The sequence below is a fragment of the Pediococcus acidilactici DSM 20284 genome (assembly GCF_000146325.1).
GTDB classification, from domain to species: Bacteria; Bacillota; Bacilli; order Lactobacillales; family Lactobacillaceae; genus Pediococcus; species Pediococcus acidilactici.
Genome location: NZ_GL397067.1, coordinates 940,423 through 958,396, shown reverse-complemented (window position 1 = coordinate 958,396; position 17,974 = coordinate 940,423). Strand labels below are relative to the sequence as shown.

Here is a 17,974-nt window from a genome sequence, read left to right as displayed (position 1 = left end):
GCGGTTAATTCGGCTGCGGATTATAATGAAAACAGCAAATATAAAGAATGGAGCAGATTGAATGGTACAGTCAATTAATACCAAGGTGGATCAAGTTACGGACGCAACCTCATTCCTTGGAATGGGGGATTACGGCAAAGTAATGATTGGTGATCGCGGTTTTGAATTTTTTGATAATCGCAATGTAAAAAACTACATTCAAATCCCGTGGAAAGAAGTCGACAAAGTGGTCGCATCACTAATGTTTGGGGGCAGGTGGATTCCTCGGTTTGCAATTAAAACCAAACGTAGTGGAACGTTTAGTTTTGCGGCAAAGCATCCTCACGAACTGTTGAGAGGAATCCGCAAGTACGTGGACGAGGAAAGAATGGTCCGCTCGCTAGGAGTAGTAGATGTAGTAAAGCGCGGATTAAAAGAAGTGTGGAGAAGGATCCGAAAATAGAGAGCGGAAGCCCCTTGGGCAGCTTGTGAGGATTAACGGAATATAAGGACTAACCGCGGGTTGGGCGGTTGGTCCTTATATTTGGTTAACCGGAAGAAGCTAGGGGCTGGAGCTCATTTCGACACGGCAGCAGCAGGATTAATTGAATCCCCCATTAATCGCGGTTTAGGCGATTGATGGGGGATTTGATTAACCGGAAAGAGCTGGGGTTCGGAACCCGTTTTGCTGACGGTTGTGCCTTAATTAGTCATTCGGGAAATCAAATCCGCCCCCTAGCCAATCCGACTTGAAAACGCTTTGGAGAAAGTGTGATAAACTGTAGTGTATCAATACAGACAGTGTTTAATACAGTTAACGTGGTGAGGCTAAATGAAACGACAAGAAAGAATATATCAATACGTTTTAGAACATACGGAGCCAGCTTCGGCGGACGAAGCCAATCGGCAAAATGGCTTAACAACTTCAACGATTGCGGACGCGTTAAAAATTGCGCGTAGCAACGTCAGTAAAGAATTAAATGATTTGGTTCGGCAACGAAAATTGTTTAAAATTTCTGGCCGGCCAGTTCGTTATTGTCAACTAGCCTTAGGTGAAGATGATCCGTTAGCACAGGACCCCTCAGAGTACCATATTGAAGATGGGATTAGCGGTATGGAACTGGGGAAGAAGAAGCTGGCAGGAAAGCTCGATAAGCCGGCAGCTACTAAGCAGCTTAGTGTGCATAAAGACATTTTTGATCGAATGATTGGTAAGGATCAAAGTATGAAAAACCAAATTGAACAGGCCAAGGCGGCCATGTTGTATCCGCCACGCGGGTTAAATACGTTAATCATCGGACCAACGGGGTCAGGGAAAACGTATTTTGCCAACGCAATGTTTGATTTTGCACAGGCCCGTAATCTACTCAGTAAGGATCAACAATTGGTAACCTTTAACTGTGCGGATTACGCCCATAACCCAGAATTGCTGATGTCCCATTTGTTTGGCTACGTGAAGGGAGCCTTTACTGGCGCAGACGACGAACAAGACGGGTTAATTCAAGAAGCAGATGGCGGAATGCTATTCCTTGACGAAGTTCACCGCCTTCCCCCAGAAGGGCAGGAAATGATTTTTTACTTCATGGACCACGGGACCTACAGTCGATTAGGAGAAACTGCTAAGACCCACCATGCTAACGTTCGACTAGTGTGTGCGACAACCGAAGATCCCGAAAGTACCTTATTGCAAACCTTTGTACGGCGAATTCCAATTACGATCCAGCTTCCGCCATTCAATAAACGGAGCCCGGAAGAACGAATTGAACTATTGCGTTCGCTAGTTACGATTGAGGCCAACCGGACTAATAAGGAAATCACTTTAACCGAAGACGTGGTTCAAGCTTTGCTTGGTAGCGTTACTTACGGAAACGTCGGTCAGTTGAAGTCCAATATTCAGCTAGTGTGTGCGAAGGGATTCCTTAATAACATTGGTAACGAAGGAAAGATCATGATTACTTCCGACGATTTGCCTGGCAATATCAAGGACGGGTTGTTAAACTTGGCGTCTAACCGGCAGGAGCTCGGGGCAATTTCCAAACTTTTGGAACCGTATATGGTGGTAAAACCCGGAGCTAGTTACGCCACCCCGGTCACCCGCAAAGATAGTTACGAATTGCCCTACAATTTGTACGAAATCATTGGGGATAAAGCGATGATGCTTCGCGAAGAAGGGCTCGACCAAGAAAATATCAATAATTTCATCACTACCGACATTAATCTTCATTTAAAATCATTTTATAAAAACGACCTGGACACGGTGAACGCGGAAAGTAAGCTAGCAGAAATCGTGGACAAGGGAATTATTAACTTTACCAAGCAAATTCAGCCCAAGGTGGAAAACCGCCTTAACTATCGGTTCAAGGACAACTTTATTTACGCGATGAGTTTGCACATTAGTTCCTTCATCAAACGAATTCAGTCAGGAAAGCCGATGCGGTTAATGGGCAATGACTTAGTGGCAATGGTTAAGGATTATCCAGAAGAGCTGGAAGTCGCTAAATCAATCAAAGAGTCGCTAGAACAACATTACGGGTTGCCAATCCCAGAATCGGAAAGCTACTACCTGGCCGTACTTCTAATTTCACTTAAAACGGTGCCCACCAGTACCGGTAAGGTTGGAATCGTGGTGGCCGCGCACGGTAGTAACACGGCTAGTTCAATGGCACAAGTGGTATCACAATTGTTGTCGGATAATTCGATCCAAGCCTTTGACATGCCATTAGATATGAATCCGCAGGTAGCTTATAAGGGAATTGTCGATCGGGTTCGCGCGGCAGATCAGGGGGAAGGGGTGCTACTCCTTGTAGATATGGGCTCTCTAAGCACTTTTGGTCCTAAAATTACCGAAGAAACTCAAATTCAGGTCAAGGTGATTGATATGGTAACCACCGCAATGGTTTTGGAAGCTACCCGAAAGGCGTCCTTCATTGATAGTAATTTAGATGAAATTTATGCTGAACTTCGCGAATTTCACGGTTACTCCCGGGTGGCAATTACGGACGAAGGCCAGTCTATGGAAGACGACCAGACGGTAGCAATGCTTTCGGGAAAACCGAAGGCGGTCATCGCGGTTTGTTCAACGGGTGAGGGCACCGCCCAAAAAATCAAGGGGATTCTTGACCAGTTGCTATTGCAAAATTTAATTGAAGATATTAAGGTGTTCCCAATTTCAATCGTAAACATGCACCAAGCAATTGAGGAAATTAACCAAAAATACACCATCGTTGCCGCAACCGGGGTAATGGATCCGGAAGTGGGAGTTCCCTTCATGCCGTTACAATCCTTATTGCAGGGGGGCGGCGAAAAGTTCGTTCGTCAACTGGCAGAACGAAGCGAGCTTTCCTGGGTCTTTGATGAAAAGGACGCTAAACTGACCCGGAGTGTTTGTCGACAATATTTGTCGAAGTACTTTGTGTTTTTGAATGCTGACAAATTTGCCGATATTCTATGGAATTACGTTGATTACCTTGCGCAAAGCCGACAGGTCGAATTTAGCGAGTCCTTCCGGATTAATTTGATAATGCACGTAGCGGGCGCGGTAGAACGTCAACTAACGAATAATCCCATGCAAGTCAACGCAGCTGAACTTGCGGAAGTTCAAGAACAGCCTTGGTTTAAGGCGGTTCAGGAAGCTGATGACCAATTCCTTCAACGGATTCAAATTAAAATGACCCTAGGTGAAGAATTTTATATTTACAAATTGTTAGAAACCTGGCAAGAAAAAAATGATACAATCCTAAATGAGATGGAGAAGAATCAATAGTTTTTGGAGGAAATTAGAATATGACAATGGAAATATTGCTCGCACGGGTAGATAGTCGGCTTTTGCATGGGCAAGTTGCCACCGCGTGGGCTAAAAAGGTGAAGCCTAACCGGATTTTGGTGGTTTCTGATAGTGTGGCAGAAGATACATTGCGTAAAACGCTGATTACCCAGGCTGCTCCTCCGGGAGTGTTTGTGAACGTGATTACGGTTGACAAGATGATCAAAATTTACCACGATCCCCAATTTGATTCGTTTAAAGTGCTGCTGCTAACGGAAACAATTCAAGACATGTTGAAATTAGTCGAGGGCGGCATTGACATCAGTAATTTAGGAGTTGACGTGGGTAGCCTTGCCTACGCGGTAGACATGACCATGCTGACGGATGCTATCGCTGTCGGTAAGGAAGAGGTCGCGGCGATTAGAGCATTGGCTGCCCACGGGTTAACGGTGTACGCCCAAAAAATTCCGAACGATAGCCGCAAGGATTTGATTAAAATGTTGGATAAAAATGGTTTGTAAATTGGAAATGAATTATGGCTAAAAAAGAGCGTGGGACAAAAGTTTCTAAACAAAAAACGGTTCATGATGAGGTGAAATTCCCTCATGAACCGTTTTTATTTTGGCGTTTTGACTTCAATAGCGCCAAAACGTGTGGCAAAAGTCAGTTTGTCCCGCGCTTCTTTTATTGCATGGTGGATAACCATTAGCAAGCCGCAGAGATTACAGCTCTTCGAGAACTTGGTTATCCTTAATTTGTGGTTCTGGCTTAGTTTGCCGATTTTTTATTTCTTGGGCAATCTGTAAAAGAACGTCCTTTTGAAAAGCGACTGCATCCAGATTGACGGTTCCCTGGGTGGTGGTAAGCACTAAACGCGCCTTGAAACCTGCCCCACCAAGGATGATGCCGATGATGATTGCCAAAATTCCCAAGGCAACTCCGTCGTTCATCGTACTTAAAATCCCTAACACAATTAAAACGATCCCTAGTAGCAAGGGGAAGATTTGGTTTTTGCTTTTGACCTCGGTAGCCTTAATATCGGCTAGGTTAACGTCTTTAGCAACCATCCCATATGGGAAAATCCAAATTAATAACCGCGGGATCCGGCTCCGCACGGATTGATTATCGACTTCCACGCGGCCCTTCATCCAAAAGATTAACCAACTAATTGAAAAATTAAACATTCAGCATACCTCCATTAAAATACGGTGCTTGTTAACTTTAAGGATAAATATTAATTCCCTAAAAGGCAAGTAGTCGATTTCTTAAGAGAAAAATAAGAATTAGCCTTTGAGAAGCTTTTGGCGGATAAATCAATTAAAGTGGTTAGATGGACTAGTGAGATAGTTTTCATAACCAATTATTTACTGATAAAATAAAATGATAAATTAAAGTAAGGAAGAGTTGGCGAAATGAGTTTAGAAATTTTAGCTACCGCCCATTACGTTCCCGAACGGGTGGTAGATAATGATGAATTAGCACAAATTATGGATACGAGCGACGAATGGATTCAATCTCATACAGGGATTAAAACTCGCCACTATGCGTTAGGTGCGGAAAACACCTCGGATCTAGCAGCAACGGTGGGCCAACAACTGTTGGAAAAGAGTGGCTTAACGGCTGACCAAATCGATTTAATTATTTTATCAACCATCACCCCTGATTCCCTGACTCCGGCAACTGCGGCCCTAGTGCAGGATAAAATTGGTGCCCGTAACGCTTTTGCTTTTGACATTTCGGCGGCTTGCGCAGGCTTTGTGTTTGGACTAAGTACTGCTGAAAAATTTTTGCGCTCCGGGCGTTACCAAAATGCCATGGTGATTAGTGCGGAAACTAATTCCAAAATGATGGACTTTCAAGACCGCACCTCGGCCGTCTTTTTTGGTGATGGAGCAGGCGGAGTAATCTTAAGTCAATCGACGAAGACTGACGACTTTTTCGTTGATGAAGAGTTAGCTACCTTAGCTGAAAAAAATGAGTACATCCATAGTGGACGAATTCCAGCCATTAGCGAGGTAAAAGCAAGTAATTATCCGCAAATTGACGCATTTTACCAAAGTGGACGGGACGTGTTTAGTTTTGCGACAGGGGCGGTACCCCCGCAAATGCAAACGATTTTGGACCGTAATGGGCTACATGACGACATTGATTACGTAATTTGTCACCAAGCTAATTTGCGAATCATTGAAAAGATTGCGGAAGAAACGCAAATTCCGTTTGAAAAATTTGTTACCAACGTCCAAGATTACGGCAACACGTCTTCTGCCGGAATTCCGATGGCGTTGGATCAGTTGCAAAGTCGGGATCTCAGTGCTAAAACAGTCTTGTTGACTGGTTTTGGCGCCGGTTTAGATTATGGTAGTTTAATTATTAAATTGTAGGTATAAAAGATGAAAATTGACAAAATCTATGATATTTTAAATCGCCTAAAAGATTACCCGTACCAAGAAATTGACGTCGAGGTGGATGGGTTAAAGCTACACGTGAAAAAGGCGGATGCTTCCCAAACAACGTCACAGACCACAACACCAGTTCCGGATCCATCCGGGGTTATGGTGAAGAGTCCGATGGTGGGAATCGTACACTTTAATCAGGAACTCGCCGCGGGACAAGTGGTGGAAAAGGGCCAGGTAATTGCGCAAATTGAAAGCATGAAGCTGTTTAATGACGTTAAAGCTCCCCAAGCTGGTACGGTTCAGCGACTTTTGGCAGCCGACGGTGAAGGGGTCGCTTACGACCAACCGCTCGTGGAATTGGTGGGGAAATAAAATGTTTAAGAAGGTTTTGGTTGCTAACCGCGGCGAAATTGCCGTCCGAATTATTGCGGCTTGTCGCCAGCTAGCAATTTCAACGGTCGTGGTGTATTCAACCGCTGATGAGCAGGCCCAATTCGTTCAAATGGCCGACGAAGCAATTTGCGTGGGGCCGGCGAGTGCACAGGAATCCTACTTGAATCGAGAAGCAATTTTAATGGCGGCCCAGATTACCGGTAGTGATGCAATTCATCCGGGGTATGGTTTTTTATCGGAAGATCCGCTATTTGCGACCATGGTTGCTGAGTGTGGGTTGACTTGGATTGGGCCCAGTCCCGACCAAATTCAACGCTATGCGGATAAAGAACGTTCTCGCGAACTAGCTCAAAAACGAGGGGTGCTCACTATCCCTGGTAGCGGACTAATTACTGACGATCGACAAATTAAACCCGCAGCTGAAAAGCTAGGCTTTCCCGTTTTATTAAAGGCTAGTTTTGGGGGCGGAGGCAAAGGGATCCGGGTTGCTCACGACGAACAGGAATTAGCCCAAATCATTGCGGTAGTTCGCCAAGAATCTGGTGCGTCCTTTGGAAGTTCCCCGTTGTATCTGGAACGGGACCTCCAAAATGCTCGCCATATTGAAGTTCAGGTGCTGGGGCTTAACGAACAAATCATTATTTTAGGCGACCGGAATTGTAGTATTCAGTTGCACCGCCAAAAAGTAGTGGAAGAAAGTCCGGCTAACTTGACGATTGAACAACGCGAGCGGCTGTATCAAGCGGTTCACCGTTTGTTAGATCAAAGCGGCTATGAAAGTTTGGGCACCGTGGAATTTTTGCAAGTGGGGGAAGAATTTTATTTTCTGGAAATGAACACCCGTTTACAAGTTGAACACGGGGTGACCGAAGAAACAACTGGAATTGACATTGTACAGACCCAAATTGTAGTAGCGGCTGGCCAACCAGAGCTGGTAAAGGTGGGGGATGCCCAAGTTCACGCAATTGAGGCGCGGATTAATGCCACCGCTCCAGGGCAACTTGTTGAATTAGAGTGGCCCGCTACTCGAATCGAAACTGGATATGCTGCGGGCAACCAAATTGCACCGTACTACGATGCGTTGGTAGGAAAAATTATTGTTACGGCTTCTACACGAGCACAAGCGGTACAAAAATTACGACAAGCTTTAAAACAAACTAAAATTGCCGGAGTGCCAACGAACTTGGCCGCGGTAGAGCAATTAGTCGCAAGTCCCGCGTTTATCCAAGGAACTTATGACATTCGAACTTATCAAAATCTTTTGGATGGGTGTTAGTGATGCAAAAGCAAAATCGTTGGTCAAAATGCCCAAAATGTGGCAAACACGTACATGAATTACAATGGGGAACGTTTCGGCGTTGCCCTTTTTGTCGTTGTCCACAACGTTTAACGGTGGAAGAACGAATTGCGATTACTTTTGACGAAGGTAAGTTTAATCAGCTTACCGTGCCGGTGGAAACGCAAAATCAATTAAATTTCCCCAATTACGACCAAAAGTTAGCCAAGAGTAGGCAACAAAGCGGACACGGCGAAGCAGTCACCATTGGCTGGGGAACCATCGCGGGAAGCCCGGTAGCTGCGGGAATTATGGATAACCAGTTTATGATGGGAACCTTGAGCACGGTAACTGGGACGGCGTTGCGGCAAATTATGCGTTGGGCGCGGCACCAAGGTTACCCGTTGATCTTGTTTACGGCTTCGGGTGGCGCGCGGATGCAAGAAGGAATTTATGCGCTGCTTCAAATGAATACGATTCTAGCTGAACAACGCCGGTTGCGAGAAGCTGGTGGCTTAAGCATTAACGTGTTAACCGACCCGACGATGGGCGGGGTGTCAGCTAGTTTTGCCTTCAAAAGTGATTACGTAATTGCGGAAGATCATGCGCAGATTGGCTTTTCAGGAAAACGGGTAATTCAGCAAGCCACTGGAGAAGACTTACCCGCTGGCTTTCAAACGGCCGAATACTTATTGCAGCATGGGCAATTAGATTCCGTAGTGCAACGAGAAGAGTTGCGCGGTTATTTGCAACGGTTACTAAGATTACATGGGTACGGTGGTTAACATGGATAAGGAATTAAGCGCGCGGTTAAATAAGGTTCGTTCCGCGCAACGGATTACGGGCCGGCAAATTATTCAACGGCTATTTACGGAAATTATGGAAATGCATGGTGACCGGGAGAATAGCGATGACCCGGCGGTATGGGCGGGAATCGGCCTTTTTGAAGAACAACCGGTGACTTTTTTAAGCGTGGATCGGGGGCAGGACCTTACCGAGCGGTTAGCGAAAAATGGTGGCGCAGTCCGGGCGGGCGGTTATCGCAAGGCGTTACGGAACGTGGAGTTAGCCCAACGGTTTGACCGCCCCGTGGTCAGTTTCCTAAACATGCCGGGCGCCGATGCTAGCGTTGACTCCGAAAATGAAGGTCAAAGCTTAATGATTGCCAACCTGATGGAAACCATGGGTGCGCTCCGGGTTCCTAACTTAGCGGTCATCGTTGGCGAAGGCCACAGCGGAGGAGCGCTAGCCTTTGCCAACGCTAACCAATTATGGATGTTAGAAAATGGTCTGTTTTCCGTCGCGGCACCGGAGGCCATGGCGGCAATATTACGTGATGACCGTGCATTGGCTCGCGTGCCAATGACTGCTAGCCAATTACAACAAATTGGAATTGCGGACCAAGTTTTCAAGGAAGGCCCCCAATTAACTGAAAATTTAAGAAAAGCTTTGCGGCAATGGCTTGCAACGAGCCGGAAAATGGATGAAAATGAATTAGTGATGCAACGTGAGCAAAAATTTCAGCAAGTTTTACGGGATTGGTTTGCCGATTAATTGCTGAAATAGGGGAGAAAGTAATGGCTAAATTAGTTTTGATTCGACATGGTGAAAGTACGGCTAACCGGGATAACGTTTATACGGGATGGTCTGACGTCCCGTTGACGGAAAGCGGCATCCAACAGGCCCATGAAGCGGGGAAATTGTTGGCAAAGGCGGGAATTAATTTTACCGCGGTGCACACCTCGATGTTGCAACGGGCAATCGTCACGGCCAATATTGTGGTTGACGAACTTGGTCAAAGTTGGTTACCAATTACCAAAACGTGGCGGTTAAACGAGCGGCATTACGGTGCGTTGCGAGGACAAAATAAGGATGCGACCCGCCAAATTTATGGTAAACATCAGGTAGCCTTGTGGCGGCGAAGTTTTGATGCGGTTCCTCCTTTACTAAACCAGGCCGACCACGACCGTCGCTATCGGATGTACGGGATTCTTCACGAACCGTTAGGAGAAAGTTTGCATATGGCGTACGACCGGTTACTACCTTACTGGGTTGACCAGATTGCGCCACGGCTGATTCAAGGAGAAAATCAGTTGGTGGTTGCCCACGGCAGTTCTTTACGAGCCCTAATCAAGTATCTTGAACAGATTTCGGACCAGGGGATTGACGGGGTTGAAGTGGAAAATGGCGAGCCGATCGTTTATGAAATGGATCACCGTTTAAACATTGTGCAAAAAACTAAAATGTAAATTTTAATGCTAAAAAGAGAGTGGGACAAAAGTCGGGTAGTTTGCGAGCATTAACTGAAAATTGTTCATGATGCCTGAATTTGGCATGATGGTCAATTTTTGGTTAAGCGGAACTAATTGACTTTTGGCACCCGTTTTGGCGCTATTGAAGTCAAAACACCAAAATAAAAACGGTTCATGAGGAAGTTTCTCCTCATGGACCGTTTTTTGTTTAAAGACTTTTGTCACAGCCCTTTTTTAGATGGTGGTAGAGCGGCGTTTCACTACAATGTAATCGAAATGAGCTCCAGCCACCAAGATTTTCCGGCTAACCCAATTTAGGGGTAATCGCCTAACCCGCAATTAACCTCTAAATTCCGTTAGTTCTCATAAGCTACCCAGGGGCTTTGCTCTCTAATCCTTGTACGCCAACGATCCCATGGGATCCCATGGCTTCAACACCGTTGGGTCTTCTGCTTGGGCCTTACGTTGGGCTTCCGTTAAGTATTGTTTTTCAACAACAACTTGGTAGCAGTATTCGTCCATCCACGCGTCTGACATTACCAAGTAGCCCTTTTCGCCGACTTTCTTTCCCCAACTATTTTCGACTTTCCACTTTGTTGGTTGACCATCGACGAGGTCGACCCCGGTTAATACCATTGCGTGGGTCATCAAACTTTCCTTGTAATCTAGGCGTTCAGCCTTGGTCATGGAAAGGTCAATATCAAATAGTTCATCTTCCGCAAAGGCGTCAAGGTCGAGCAGCCCCTTTTCACGAGCTTCCGAATGTTGGTTAACGTCGCAACCAAACCAAACTGATTTACCAGCTTTTAATTGGTTAATCGCTGCTTGCTTGAAGTCCTTCATGGTAAGGTTCAAGTGTTTAACAGGCCGACCATTGACCACGTTGCCTAACATTTCAATTGTGTACGTCTTGTTAAATGGCTTATCCGCGGTTGGTGCATTAATGATTGAAACGTAGTCATCAAGGTTCCAACCCACGTATTTGTCATAAAATTCTTTAGGAGTAATTCCAGCTTCCCGATGGTAAACTTGGTCGCTATCCCGGAATTCCCAATCAAATTTAACTGGCGGTTCACCAAAGCTGTAAGCAGCCATCCGGTAAACTTCGCTAAGCATTTTTTCCTTCCGGCTTTGGATTTCATCTTCACTAGCTTGGTCCCGGACCATCTTACGGAGGGTGATTGCATCTTTCCGAAGTTTTTCGTTTAATAGGGTGTCGAATTCACGGGATTTAGAACTATTGTACGTTTCTGGGTAAACAGATTGTGGTACCACGCCGTATTTTTCAATTAGGGCGCACAACATATCCCACTGGCCACCGTCACCTTGGGGTTCGTTAAGTAGGAAGGCCACTTTGCGGTCGTCTGGTTCAAGATCTGCGGTTTTAATGATGTTTTCGTAGAACCAGTTTGATTTTTCAAACTTATCCCAGAAGAAGGTGTAATTTTGGGAAAGTTCGAAGTTTCCTGGTACCTTAAACTGATTTTTCATGTCATGACGCATGGTGTTTAAAGCGGCAAACATCCAGCAGCGCCCGCTTTGTTTTTGGTTAGCCACGTCACCGGTGTCCAAATCAATGGAGAAAACCGGGGTACTTTGGATATCGGCAGCTAAGTTACGACTGGCGTTCAAGATTCCATTCTTTGTAACCGTCCGTTCCAGTACCTTGGCTTCTTTGCGGTCGTGATATTCTTGATTAAATTGGTTAATCAATTCGTTAGAAATTTCTTTACTCAAATAAATCAGCTCCAATTCTTTTTAAAAAACTTTGTTTATTAATAATAATTAAGGACGTGCTTGAAGGACTTCGGGTCCATCTTGCCGGCCGACGATTACCGTGTTAACCGTGTCTAAGAAGAGGCCTTGTTCGACAATTCCAACCTGTTTGATTAGGTAATCTGCCAAAGCATGCGGATCGTCAATTTCGTGTAAATGCAAGTCGATTACGTAATTTTTAGAGTCGGTTAAAACGTGATTACCGTTTTCATCCATGCGAAACTCAGGGTTGAATCCCTTGGCTTCTAATTTCTTGAAGACTTGCTTGCTACCATAAGGAATTACTTCAAGCGGGAGTGGGAAAGCGCCCAACTTGTCGACCATTTTAGATTCATCAACAATCCACATGTTCTTGCTAGAATTGGTTGCCACAATTTTTTCAAAGAGGTGGGCTGCCCCACCACCCTTAATACCTTGGAAATCGCTACTGATTTCGTCGGCACCGTCAATGGTCAAGTCGATGTGGTCAACTTCGTCAACTGACTTAACGGTAATTCCTAAATCGCGAGCTTGTTTAGCAGTGCGATCGGAAGTCGGAACCCCCACGATGTTTAAATTTTCTTCCTTAACGCGCTTACCTAAGGCGTCAACCATAAATTTAACCGTCGAGCCGGTTCCTAAGCCAACGGTCATGCCGTCTTCAATAAATTTAACGGCTTCGTTACCTACCAGTTTTTTTAGTTCATTTTGATCCATAATTATCTACTCACTTTCGGTTGATCAGATTTTTAACTTTTTCAGCAGTGATTTGCTCGTGCATATTCATGCCGGCAAGTTCGGGATGGTTTTGAAAGTACTTGAGAGCAAACGGGCAAAGCGGATAAATTTTTTGCTCCCGTTCCTTAGCAAATTCCACAAAATCAGCCATGATTTTGCCACCGATTCCGCGGCCGCGAAACTGGGGATTCACCAGAACTTCTTCACAGATCAAGGTTGCATGATCCGGCATTGGGGAATATAAAATTTGTCCGACCTGGTCGTTAGCGTCGTTTGTCCAAAATAGGCGATTTTCATCAAGGTTACGCTTCATTTTCCAAGCCTCCTTACCCTACTAATTGTCGTAAAGAAAGCGGATAAAGTCAATTGATTACCGAGATTTACGTTTACAAATTTTTGGATACAACGGATAATGAAATAAACATCATTGGGAGGAACGATATGAAACGAGGATTTGAGATTGTAAGCAGTTACGAAGGACAAGGATTGCATTTGCCACAACGGCAGACTAAGGCAGCCGCGGGGTATGATTTTGAAGCAGCCCGTGATTTTACGTTGCCAAGTATTTGGAAGATGGACTTCATTAAAGTGTTGTGGGCAGTTCGCCACCAAGAAGAAGTTTCCCCCGCGCAGCAACAATTGGCCCAAGCGGCTTTAAAACCTTACTTAGTGCCCACGGGAATTAAGGCCTACATGGCAGATGATGAATATTTAATGTTAGCCAACCGTTCCAGCAACCCGCTAAAACGAGGATTAATTTTACCTAACGGGGTGGGAATTGTTGACGCTGATTACTACAATAATTCCGGCAATGAAGGGGAAATTTTCTTCCAATTAATTAACTACGGAATTACGGACATCACCATTAAAAAGGGTGAACGGATTGGTCAAGGAATTTTCATGAACTATCTGACTGCGGATGGTGAAACGGGTGACCTTCAAACGCGGACGGGTGGCTTTGGTTCAACCAAACGATAATTAAAAATCAATAAAGGTCAAACAAATCACTAATAAATCTAGGTGATCCATGCTATTCTATAAGGTGATCACACGGATTGAGAGGACGGGAGAATGGCAAAAGTTAAGACCCAGTTTGTATGCAATAATTGCGGATACGCCTCCCCTAAATTTTTAGGACGCTGTCCCAATTGTGGTAAGTGGAACACTTTAGTTGAAGAACGGATGAGCGACCCAAAGGCCGAACGAAAAAGTCGGGTGAGCTTTGATGGCAAACATACGCAACCACAGTTGATTTCGGATGTCGCGATGCACGAGGAGCCCCGGGTAAAGACCGGGATGGAAGAACTTAACCGCGTGCTTGGTGGCGGGGTGGTTGACGGCTCCCTAGTCTTAATTGGTGGGGATCCTGGAATCGGAAAATCAACCCTGTTGTTACAGCTATCAGGACAGTTGGCAGAGACGCAACGCAAAGTACTTTACGTTTCGGGTGAAGAAAGTGCTTCCCAGATTAAGATGCGTGCCGAACGCTTGAAAGTTAATAGTGAGCGCTTCTATTTGTATCCAGAGACGGATATGTCTAGCGTTCGGGCGGTGATTGAGGAGTTACACCCCGAATACGTGATCATTGATTCGGTTCAGACCATGCAGGAACCCGATATCGAATCGGCAGTGGGGAGCGTTTCTCAAATTCGAGAAATTACCGCAGAATTAATGCAAATCGCGAAAACCAATAACATTACCATCTTCATCGTTGGTCACGTGACCAAGGGCGGCGCAATTGCGGGGCCGAAGATTTTGGAACATATGGTGGATACGGTACTTTACTTTGAAGGCGATCTGCACCACACTTACCGGATCCTGCGGGCGGTGAAGAACCGCTTTGGTTCCACGAACGAATTAGGAATCTTTGAGATGCGTGAAGAAGGGTTACGCGAAGTGGCTAACCCGTCAGAAATTTTCTTAGAAGAGCGTTTGAAAGATGCTTCGGGATCGGCAATTGTAGTTTCAATGGAAGGAACACGGCCGATTTTAGTTGAAATACAAGCCTTGATCACGCCCACCATCTTTGGCAATGCGCAGCGGACGGCGAGCGGGTTAGACCGCAACCGAGTTTCGCTGATCATGGCGGTGCTCGAAAAACGGGCAAAGCTTACTTTGCAAAACCAAGACGCCTATTTAAAGGCGGCGGGCGGCGTCAAGCTTGACGAACCCGCAATTGACTTAGCGTTGGCGATTAGTATTGTTTCAAGTTTTAAAAATCAGGGAACCCGGCCGACCGATAGTTTTGTTGGTGAAATCGGCTTAACTGGTGAAATTCGGCGGGTTAACCGAATTGAACAACGGGTCGCTGAGGCACAAAAGCTTGGTTTTAAGCGGATTTTGATTCCGAAGAATAATTTGAAGGGGTGGCAGCCCCCCGAAGGAATTGAAGTTGTAGGGGTGGCTACGATTGCCGACGCGATTCGGCGGGCATTTAATTAACGGTGCCGGTAACTAGAGCAAGGGCATTAAAAAGATAATTGATTGTTTGACGTACGAGTGTAGTTGGAAAGGTAACTTTTCGACTTAAATTTATTTAACACGAGGGGGAAAGAGAATGAAAGACATCAAGAAACGGATCGTCCAAGCGGTCTTCGCTTTGGCCGGTGGGGCGCTAGGAATGGCGTACCTACCGTTGATCTGGTTGATCTTCAAGATCAACACGATTGTTTTATTGAATAACCGAGTGACTAACTTTTTAATTGGGGCGGTTATTTTTTGGATTCTTTCCATTTTCTTGACGAGTTACGTCTTGAAAATGATGAAACGAATCGAAAAGGCGTTAATTGATACGTCGCCGCTATATTTAATTACCGGAAGCATTGGAACGGTATTGGGGCTAGTAATTGCAATTTTAATTTCGACCTTATTCTATCGGTCCCACGTTTTCTTTGTGAATACGGTAATTCCGCTGATTTTAATGCTAATGCTGGGTTATTTGGGTTACCGATTAGGAACGACCCGGTTTAACGAGTGGAAGAAGTTGTTCCAGACCCGGAAGCGCGATGGAAATAACCAAGTGCTTGACCGCCGGGCTGGTGAAAATTACCACCACTACAAAATTTTGGACACCAACATTTTGATTGATGGCCGGATTTACGATTTGGTGAAGACGGGATTGCTAGAAGGTACCCTGCTGGTTCCTAACTTCGTATTGTATGAATTACAGTACATTGCCGATTCTGCAGACAGTATTAAACGGGTGCGCGGCCGGCGCGGGCTGGATTTCTTAAACAAGTTACAGAGCGAAAAAATCATGCCCATTGAGATGTACGAAGGCGATTACGAAGAGATTGAAGAAGTCGACAGTAAGCTGATTCAGCTGGCCAAGGACAAGGACGCGGTAATTGTTACTAATGACTACAACTTAAACAAGGTGAGTCAATTCCAAAACGTTCAGGTACTCAACATTAATGAATTGGCTAACGCCTTGAAGCCACGGGTAATTCCGGGTGAATCAATGAGCGTTCACGTGGTTAAGAATGGTACGGAACGGCAACAAGGGGTTGCTTACCTAGATGATGGAACGATGGTCGTGGTCGAAGACGGGAAGTTCTACATTGGAAAGACGATCGAAGTTATCGTTACGAGTGCAATTCAAACTGATGCGGGACGGATGATTTTCGCTAAGCCGATGCATTCCACGAAGGAAATCACCCACGATAAGCCGGACGAAAAGGAAGGCAAAAAGCCAGAATCTAAGTAAAGAATTGTTCAGCTTAAAGATTCAGGGGTCCGGAAGAAAAGTTTTTCCGTGGCTCACTTTATTTCTGTAGTAGATAAATGTAGAATAGAGACATTGTGACATAATTTTGGGAGAGGTGTTAATTTTGGCAAAGCAAGAAATACGCGTGCGGTATGCGCCAAGTCCAACGGGACATTTGCATATCGGAAACGCCCGGACAGCTTTATTTAATTATTTATTTGCTCGTCACTACAAGGGAAAGTTTATCTTAAGAATTGAAGATACCGACCAAAGTCGGAATATCGCCGATGGTGAACAAAGCCAAATCGATAACTTGAAGTGGTTAGGCATGGATTGGGATGAAGGTCCCGACAAACCCGGCGATTACGGTCCTTACCGGCAATCTGAACGAAAAGAGATTTACCAACCCCTGATCGACCAGTTGGTAGCGGAAGGCAAAGCTTACGAGTCATACATGACTGAAGAAGAGTTAGCCGCTCAACGCGAAGAACAGCGGGCAAACGGTGAAATGCCGCATTACGTTGACGAATACGCTGGATTATCACCTGAAGAAAAAGCCCAAAAGATTGCTGACGCAAAGGCTGCGGGAATTCAACCCGTAATTCGGTTTAAGGTACCCGAACACAAGAAGTACGAATGGGACGATATTGTTAAAGGCCACGTTGCCTTTGATTCTGAAACCATCGGGGGCGACTTTGTTATCCAAAAACGGGATGGCATGCCGACCTATAACTTCGCGGTAGTAGTTGACGACCACATGATGAAGATCAGCCACGTTTTCCGTGGGGACGATCACGTTGCCAACACACCAAAACAATTGATGATTTACGAAGCTTTGGGCTGGGAAGCACCAAAATTCGGTCACATGAGCTTGATCATCAATAGTGAGACTGGTAAGAAGCTCAGTAAGCGGGATGAAACAATCCTTCAATTTATTGAACAATACCGGAGCTTAGGTTACCTACCAGAAGCAATGCTAAACTTCATCGTATTACTCGGTTGGTCTCCAGTGGGCGAAAGCGAAATCTTTACCCAACGCGAATTCATCAAGATGTACGATGAAAAACGGTTAAGCAAGTCTCCAGCGGCGTTTGACGCGAAGAAGTTAGAATGGATTAACAACCAATACGTGAAGGCTGCTGACGAGGATCGCATTATGCATTCCGCATTGCACCAATTGATCAAGGCGGGCAAGATTGAAACTGATCCTGCTCCAATGAAGATTGAATGGGCTCGTAAATTAATTAACTTGTTCAAGCGGCAAATGAGTTACACCGCGCAAATTGTTGATTTTGCTGAACTATTCTTTAACGGTCCGGAAGACATTGACGAAGAAGCTAAGGCAGAAATGGCTAAGGACGATGCTTTACCAATGCTTAAGGCTTTGGAAAAGAAGTTTGCTGACTTAGAAGTCTTTGACACGGTAAACATCTTGGCGGCTATTAAGGCGGTTCAAAAGGAAACCGGCGTTAAGGGTCGTAAATTGTGGATGCCGATTCGGATTGCAATTACTCACGAGATGCACGGACCAGAATTGCCAGAAAGCTTGGAATTGTTGGGCCACGAATTATCGATGAAGCATTTGCGAGCAATGATTGAAGAATTAAGCTAAATAAAAATAATTAGTTCATTTAATGAATGATTAAAAAGGGGCTGGAAAAGTAATTTCCTGAGGGAGAATGCTTTTTGGGCCTCTTTTCTTCTTTGCGTTAGCTT

At 45.2% G+C, this 17,974-nt stretch carries 18 protein-coding genes; 14 read left to right on the top strand and 4 right to left on the bottom strand.

The window, feature by feature from the left end:
* The first annotated feature begins 61 nt into the window (after nt 1–61).
* From HMPREF0623_RS04825 to HMPREF0623_RS09645, 4 genes are all read left to right on the top strand, one after another.
* A complete protein-coding gene (locus tag HMPREF0623_RS04825) occupies nt 62–442 on the top strand; it encodes a DUF956 family protein (protein WP_002832383.1) in 381 nt (126 codons plus the stop codon).
* Between the two features lie 369 nt (nt 443–811).
* Nucleotides 812–3,742 carry a sigma-54-dependent transcriptional regulator gene (locus HMPREF0623_RS04820; protein ID WP_002832380.1) on the top strand — a complete coding sequence of 977 codons (2,931 nt, stop codon included), beginning with the start codon at nt 812–814 and terminating at the stop codon, nt 3,740–3,742.
* Nucleotides 3,743–3,762: 20 nt separating this feature from the next.
* Nucleotides 3,763–4,263 carry a PTS system mannose/fructose/N-acetylgalactosamine-transporter subunit IIB gene (locus HMPREF0623_RS04815; RefSeq protein WP_004166142.1) on the top strand — a complete coding sequence of 167 codons (501 nt, stop codon included), beginning with the start codon at nt 3,763–3,765 and terminating at the stop codon, nt 4,261–4,263.
* Nucleotides 4,264–4,277: 14 nt separating this feature from the next.
* A complete protein-coding gene (locus HMPREF0623_RS09645; protein ID WP_004166141.1) occupies nt 4,278–4,451 on the top strand; it encodes a hypothetical protein in 174 nt (57 codons plus the stop codon).
* 13 nt (nt 4,452–4,464) lie between these two features.
* On the opposite strand, the gene HMPREF0623_RS04810 is transcribed toward HMPREF0623_RS09645, so the two are convergent.
* The gene (locus HMPREF0623_RS04810; protein WP_002832376.1) at nt 4,465–4,926 is read right to left on the bottom strand and encodes a hypothetical protein; all 462 of its coding nucleotides are present in this window, start codon (nt 4,924–4,926) and stop codon (nt 4,465–4,467) included.
* Nucleotides 4,927–5,154: 228 nt separating this feature from the next.
* On the opposite strand from HMPREF0623_RS04810, the gene HMPREF0623_RS04805 reads away from it, so the two are divergent.
* The 6 genes from HMPREF0623_RS04805 to HMPREF0623_RS04780 are packed head-to-tail and all read left to right on the top strand — an operon-like array spanning nt 5,155 to nt 10,056.
* Complete coding sequence (locus tag HMPREF0623_RS04805) at nt 5,155–6,123, top strand: beta-ketoacyl-ACP synthase III (RefSeq protein WP_004166140.1); 969 nt, start codon at nt 5,155–5,157, stop codon at nt 6,121–6,123.
* Nucleotides 6,124–6,132: 9 nt separating this feature from the next.
* On the top strand, nt 6,133–6,510 hold the full coding sequence (locus HMPREF0623_RS04800; RefSeq protein WP_004166139.1) for an acetyl-CoA carboxylase biotin carboxyl carrier protein: 378 nt from the start codon (nt 6,133–6,135) through the stop codon (nt 6,508–6,510).
* Nucleotide 6,511: 1 nt separating this feature from the next.
* A complete protein-coding gene (locus tag HMPREF0623_RS04795; protein ID WP_004166138.1) occupies nt 6,512–7,807 on the top strand; it encodes an acetyl-CoA carboxylase biotin carboxylase subunit in 1,296 nt (431 codons plus the stop codon).
* A 2-nt stretch (nt 7,808–7,809) separates the two neighbouring features.
* Nucleotides 7,810–8,592 (top strand): acetyl-CoA carboxylase carboxyltransferase subunit beta, encoded by a 783-nt coding sequence (locus tag HMPREF0623_RS04790; protein WP_004166137.1) that lies wholly within the window; start codon nt 7,810–7,812, stop codon nt 8,590–8,592.
* Between the two features lies 1 nt (nt 8,593).
* On the top strand, nt 8,594–9,361 hold the full coding sequence (gene accA, locus HMPREF0623_RS04785; protein ID WP_004166136.1) for a carboxyltransferase subunit alpha: 768 nt from the start codon (nt 8,594–8,596) through the stop codon (nt 9,359–9,361).
* 23 nt (nt 9,362–9,384) lie between these two features.
* Nucleotides 9,385–10,056 (top strand): 2,3-bisphosphoglycerate-dependent phosphoglycerate mutase, encoded by a 672-nt coding sequence (locus HMPREF0623_RS04780; protein ID WP_002832370.1) that lies wholly within the window; start codon nt 9,385–9,387, stop codon nt 10,054–10,056.
* A 393-nt stretch (nt 10,057–10,449) separates the two neighbouring features.
* On the opposite strand, the gene HMPREF0623_RS04775 is transcribed toward HMPREF0623_RS04780, so the two are convergent.
* The 3 genes from HMPREF0623_RS04775 to HMPREF0623_RS04765 are packed head-to-tail and all read right to left on the bottom strand — an operon-like array spanning nt 10,450 to nt 12,865.
* A complete protein-coding gene (locus tag HMPREF0623_RS04775) occupies nt 10,450–11,796 on the bottom strand; it encodes a C1 family peptidase (RefSeq protein ID WP_002832366.1) in 1,347 nt (448 codons plus the stop codon).
* A 48-nt stretch (nt 11,797–11,844) separates the two neighbouring features.
* A complete protein-coding gene (gene rpiA / locus HMPREF0623_RS04770) occupies nt 11,845–12,531 on the bottom strand; it encodes a ribose-5-phosphate isomerase RpiA (protein ID WP_002832365.1) in 687 nt (228 codons plus the stop codon).
* A 10-nt stretch (nt 12,532–12,541) separates the two neighbouring features.
* Nucleotides 12,542–12,865, bottom strand: coding sequence for a GNAT family N-acetyltransferase (locus HMPREF0623_RS04765; protein ID WP_002832363.1), 324 nt, complete (start codon nt 12,863–12,865; stop codon nt 12,542–12,544).
* 128 nt (nt 12,866–12,993) lie between these two features.
* Here HMPREF0623_RS04765 and HMPREF0623_RS04760 point away from each other — a divergent pair, with 128 nt between their 5' ends.
* The 4 genes from HMPREF0623_RS04760 (at nt 12,994) to gltX (ending at nt 17,870) form a co-directional block, all read left to right on the top strand.
* Nucleotides 12,994–13,530 carry a dCTP deaminase/dUTPase family protein gene (locus HMPREF0623_RS04760; RefSeq protein ID WP_036671297.1) on the top strand — a complete coding sequence of 179 codons (537 nt, stop codon included), beginning with the start codon at nt 12,994–12,996 and terminating at the stop codon, nt 13,528–13,530.
* 93 nt (nt 13,531–13,623) lie between these two features.
* Nucleotides 13,624–14,994: a DNA repair protein RadA gene (gene radA / locus HMPREF0623_RS04755; protein ID WP_002832361.1), complete on the top strand. Its 1,371-nt coding sequence runs from the start codon at nt 13,624–13,626 to the stop codon at nt 14,992–14,994.
* 115 nt (nt 14,995–15,109) lie between these two features.
* Entirely contained in the window at nt 15,110–16,258 is a 1,149-nt protein-coding gene (locus tag HMPREF0623_RS04750) for a PIN/TRAM domain-containing protein (protein ID WP_002832360.1), read from the top strand.
* 124 nt (nt 16,259–16,382) lie between these two features.
* On the top strand, nt 16,383–17,870 hold the full coding sequence (gltX, locus tag HMPREF0623_RS04745; RefSeq protein ID WP_036671288.1) for a glutamate--tRNA ligase: 1,488 nt from the start codon (nt 16,383–16,385) through the stop codon (nt 17,868–17,870).
* Nucleotides 17,871–17,974 lie beyond the last annotated feature (104 nt).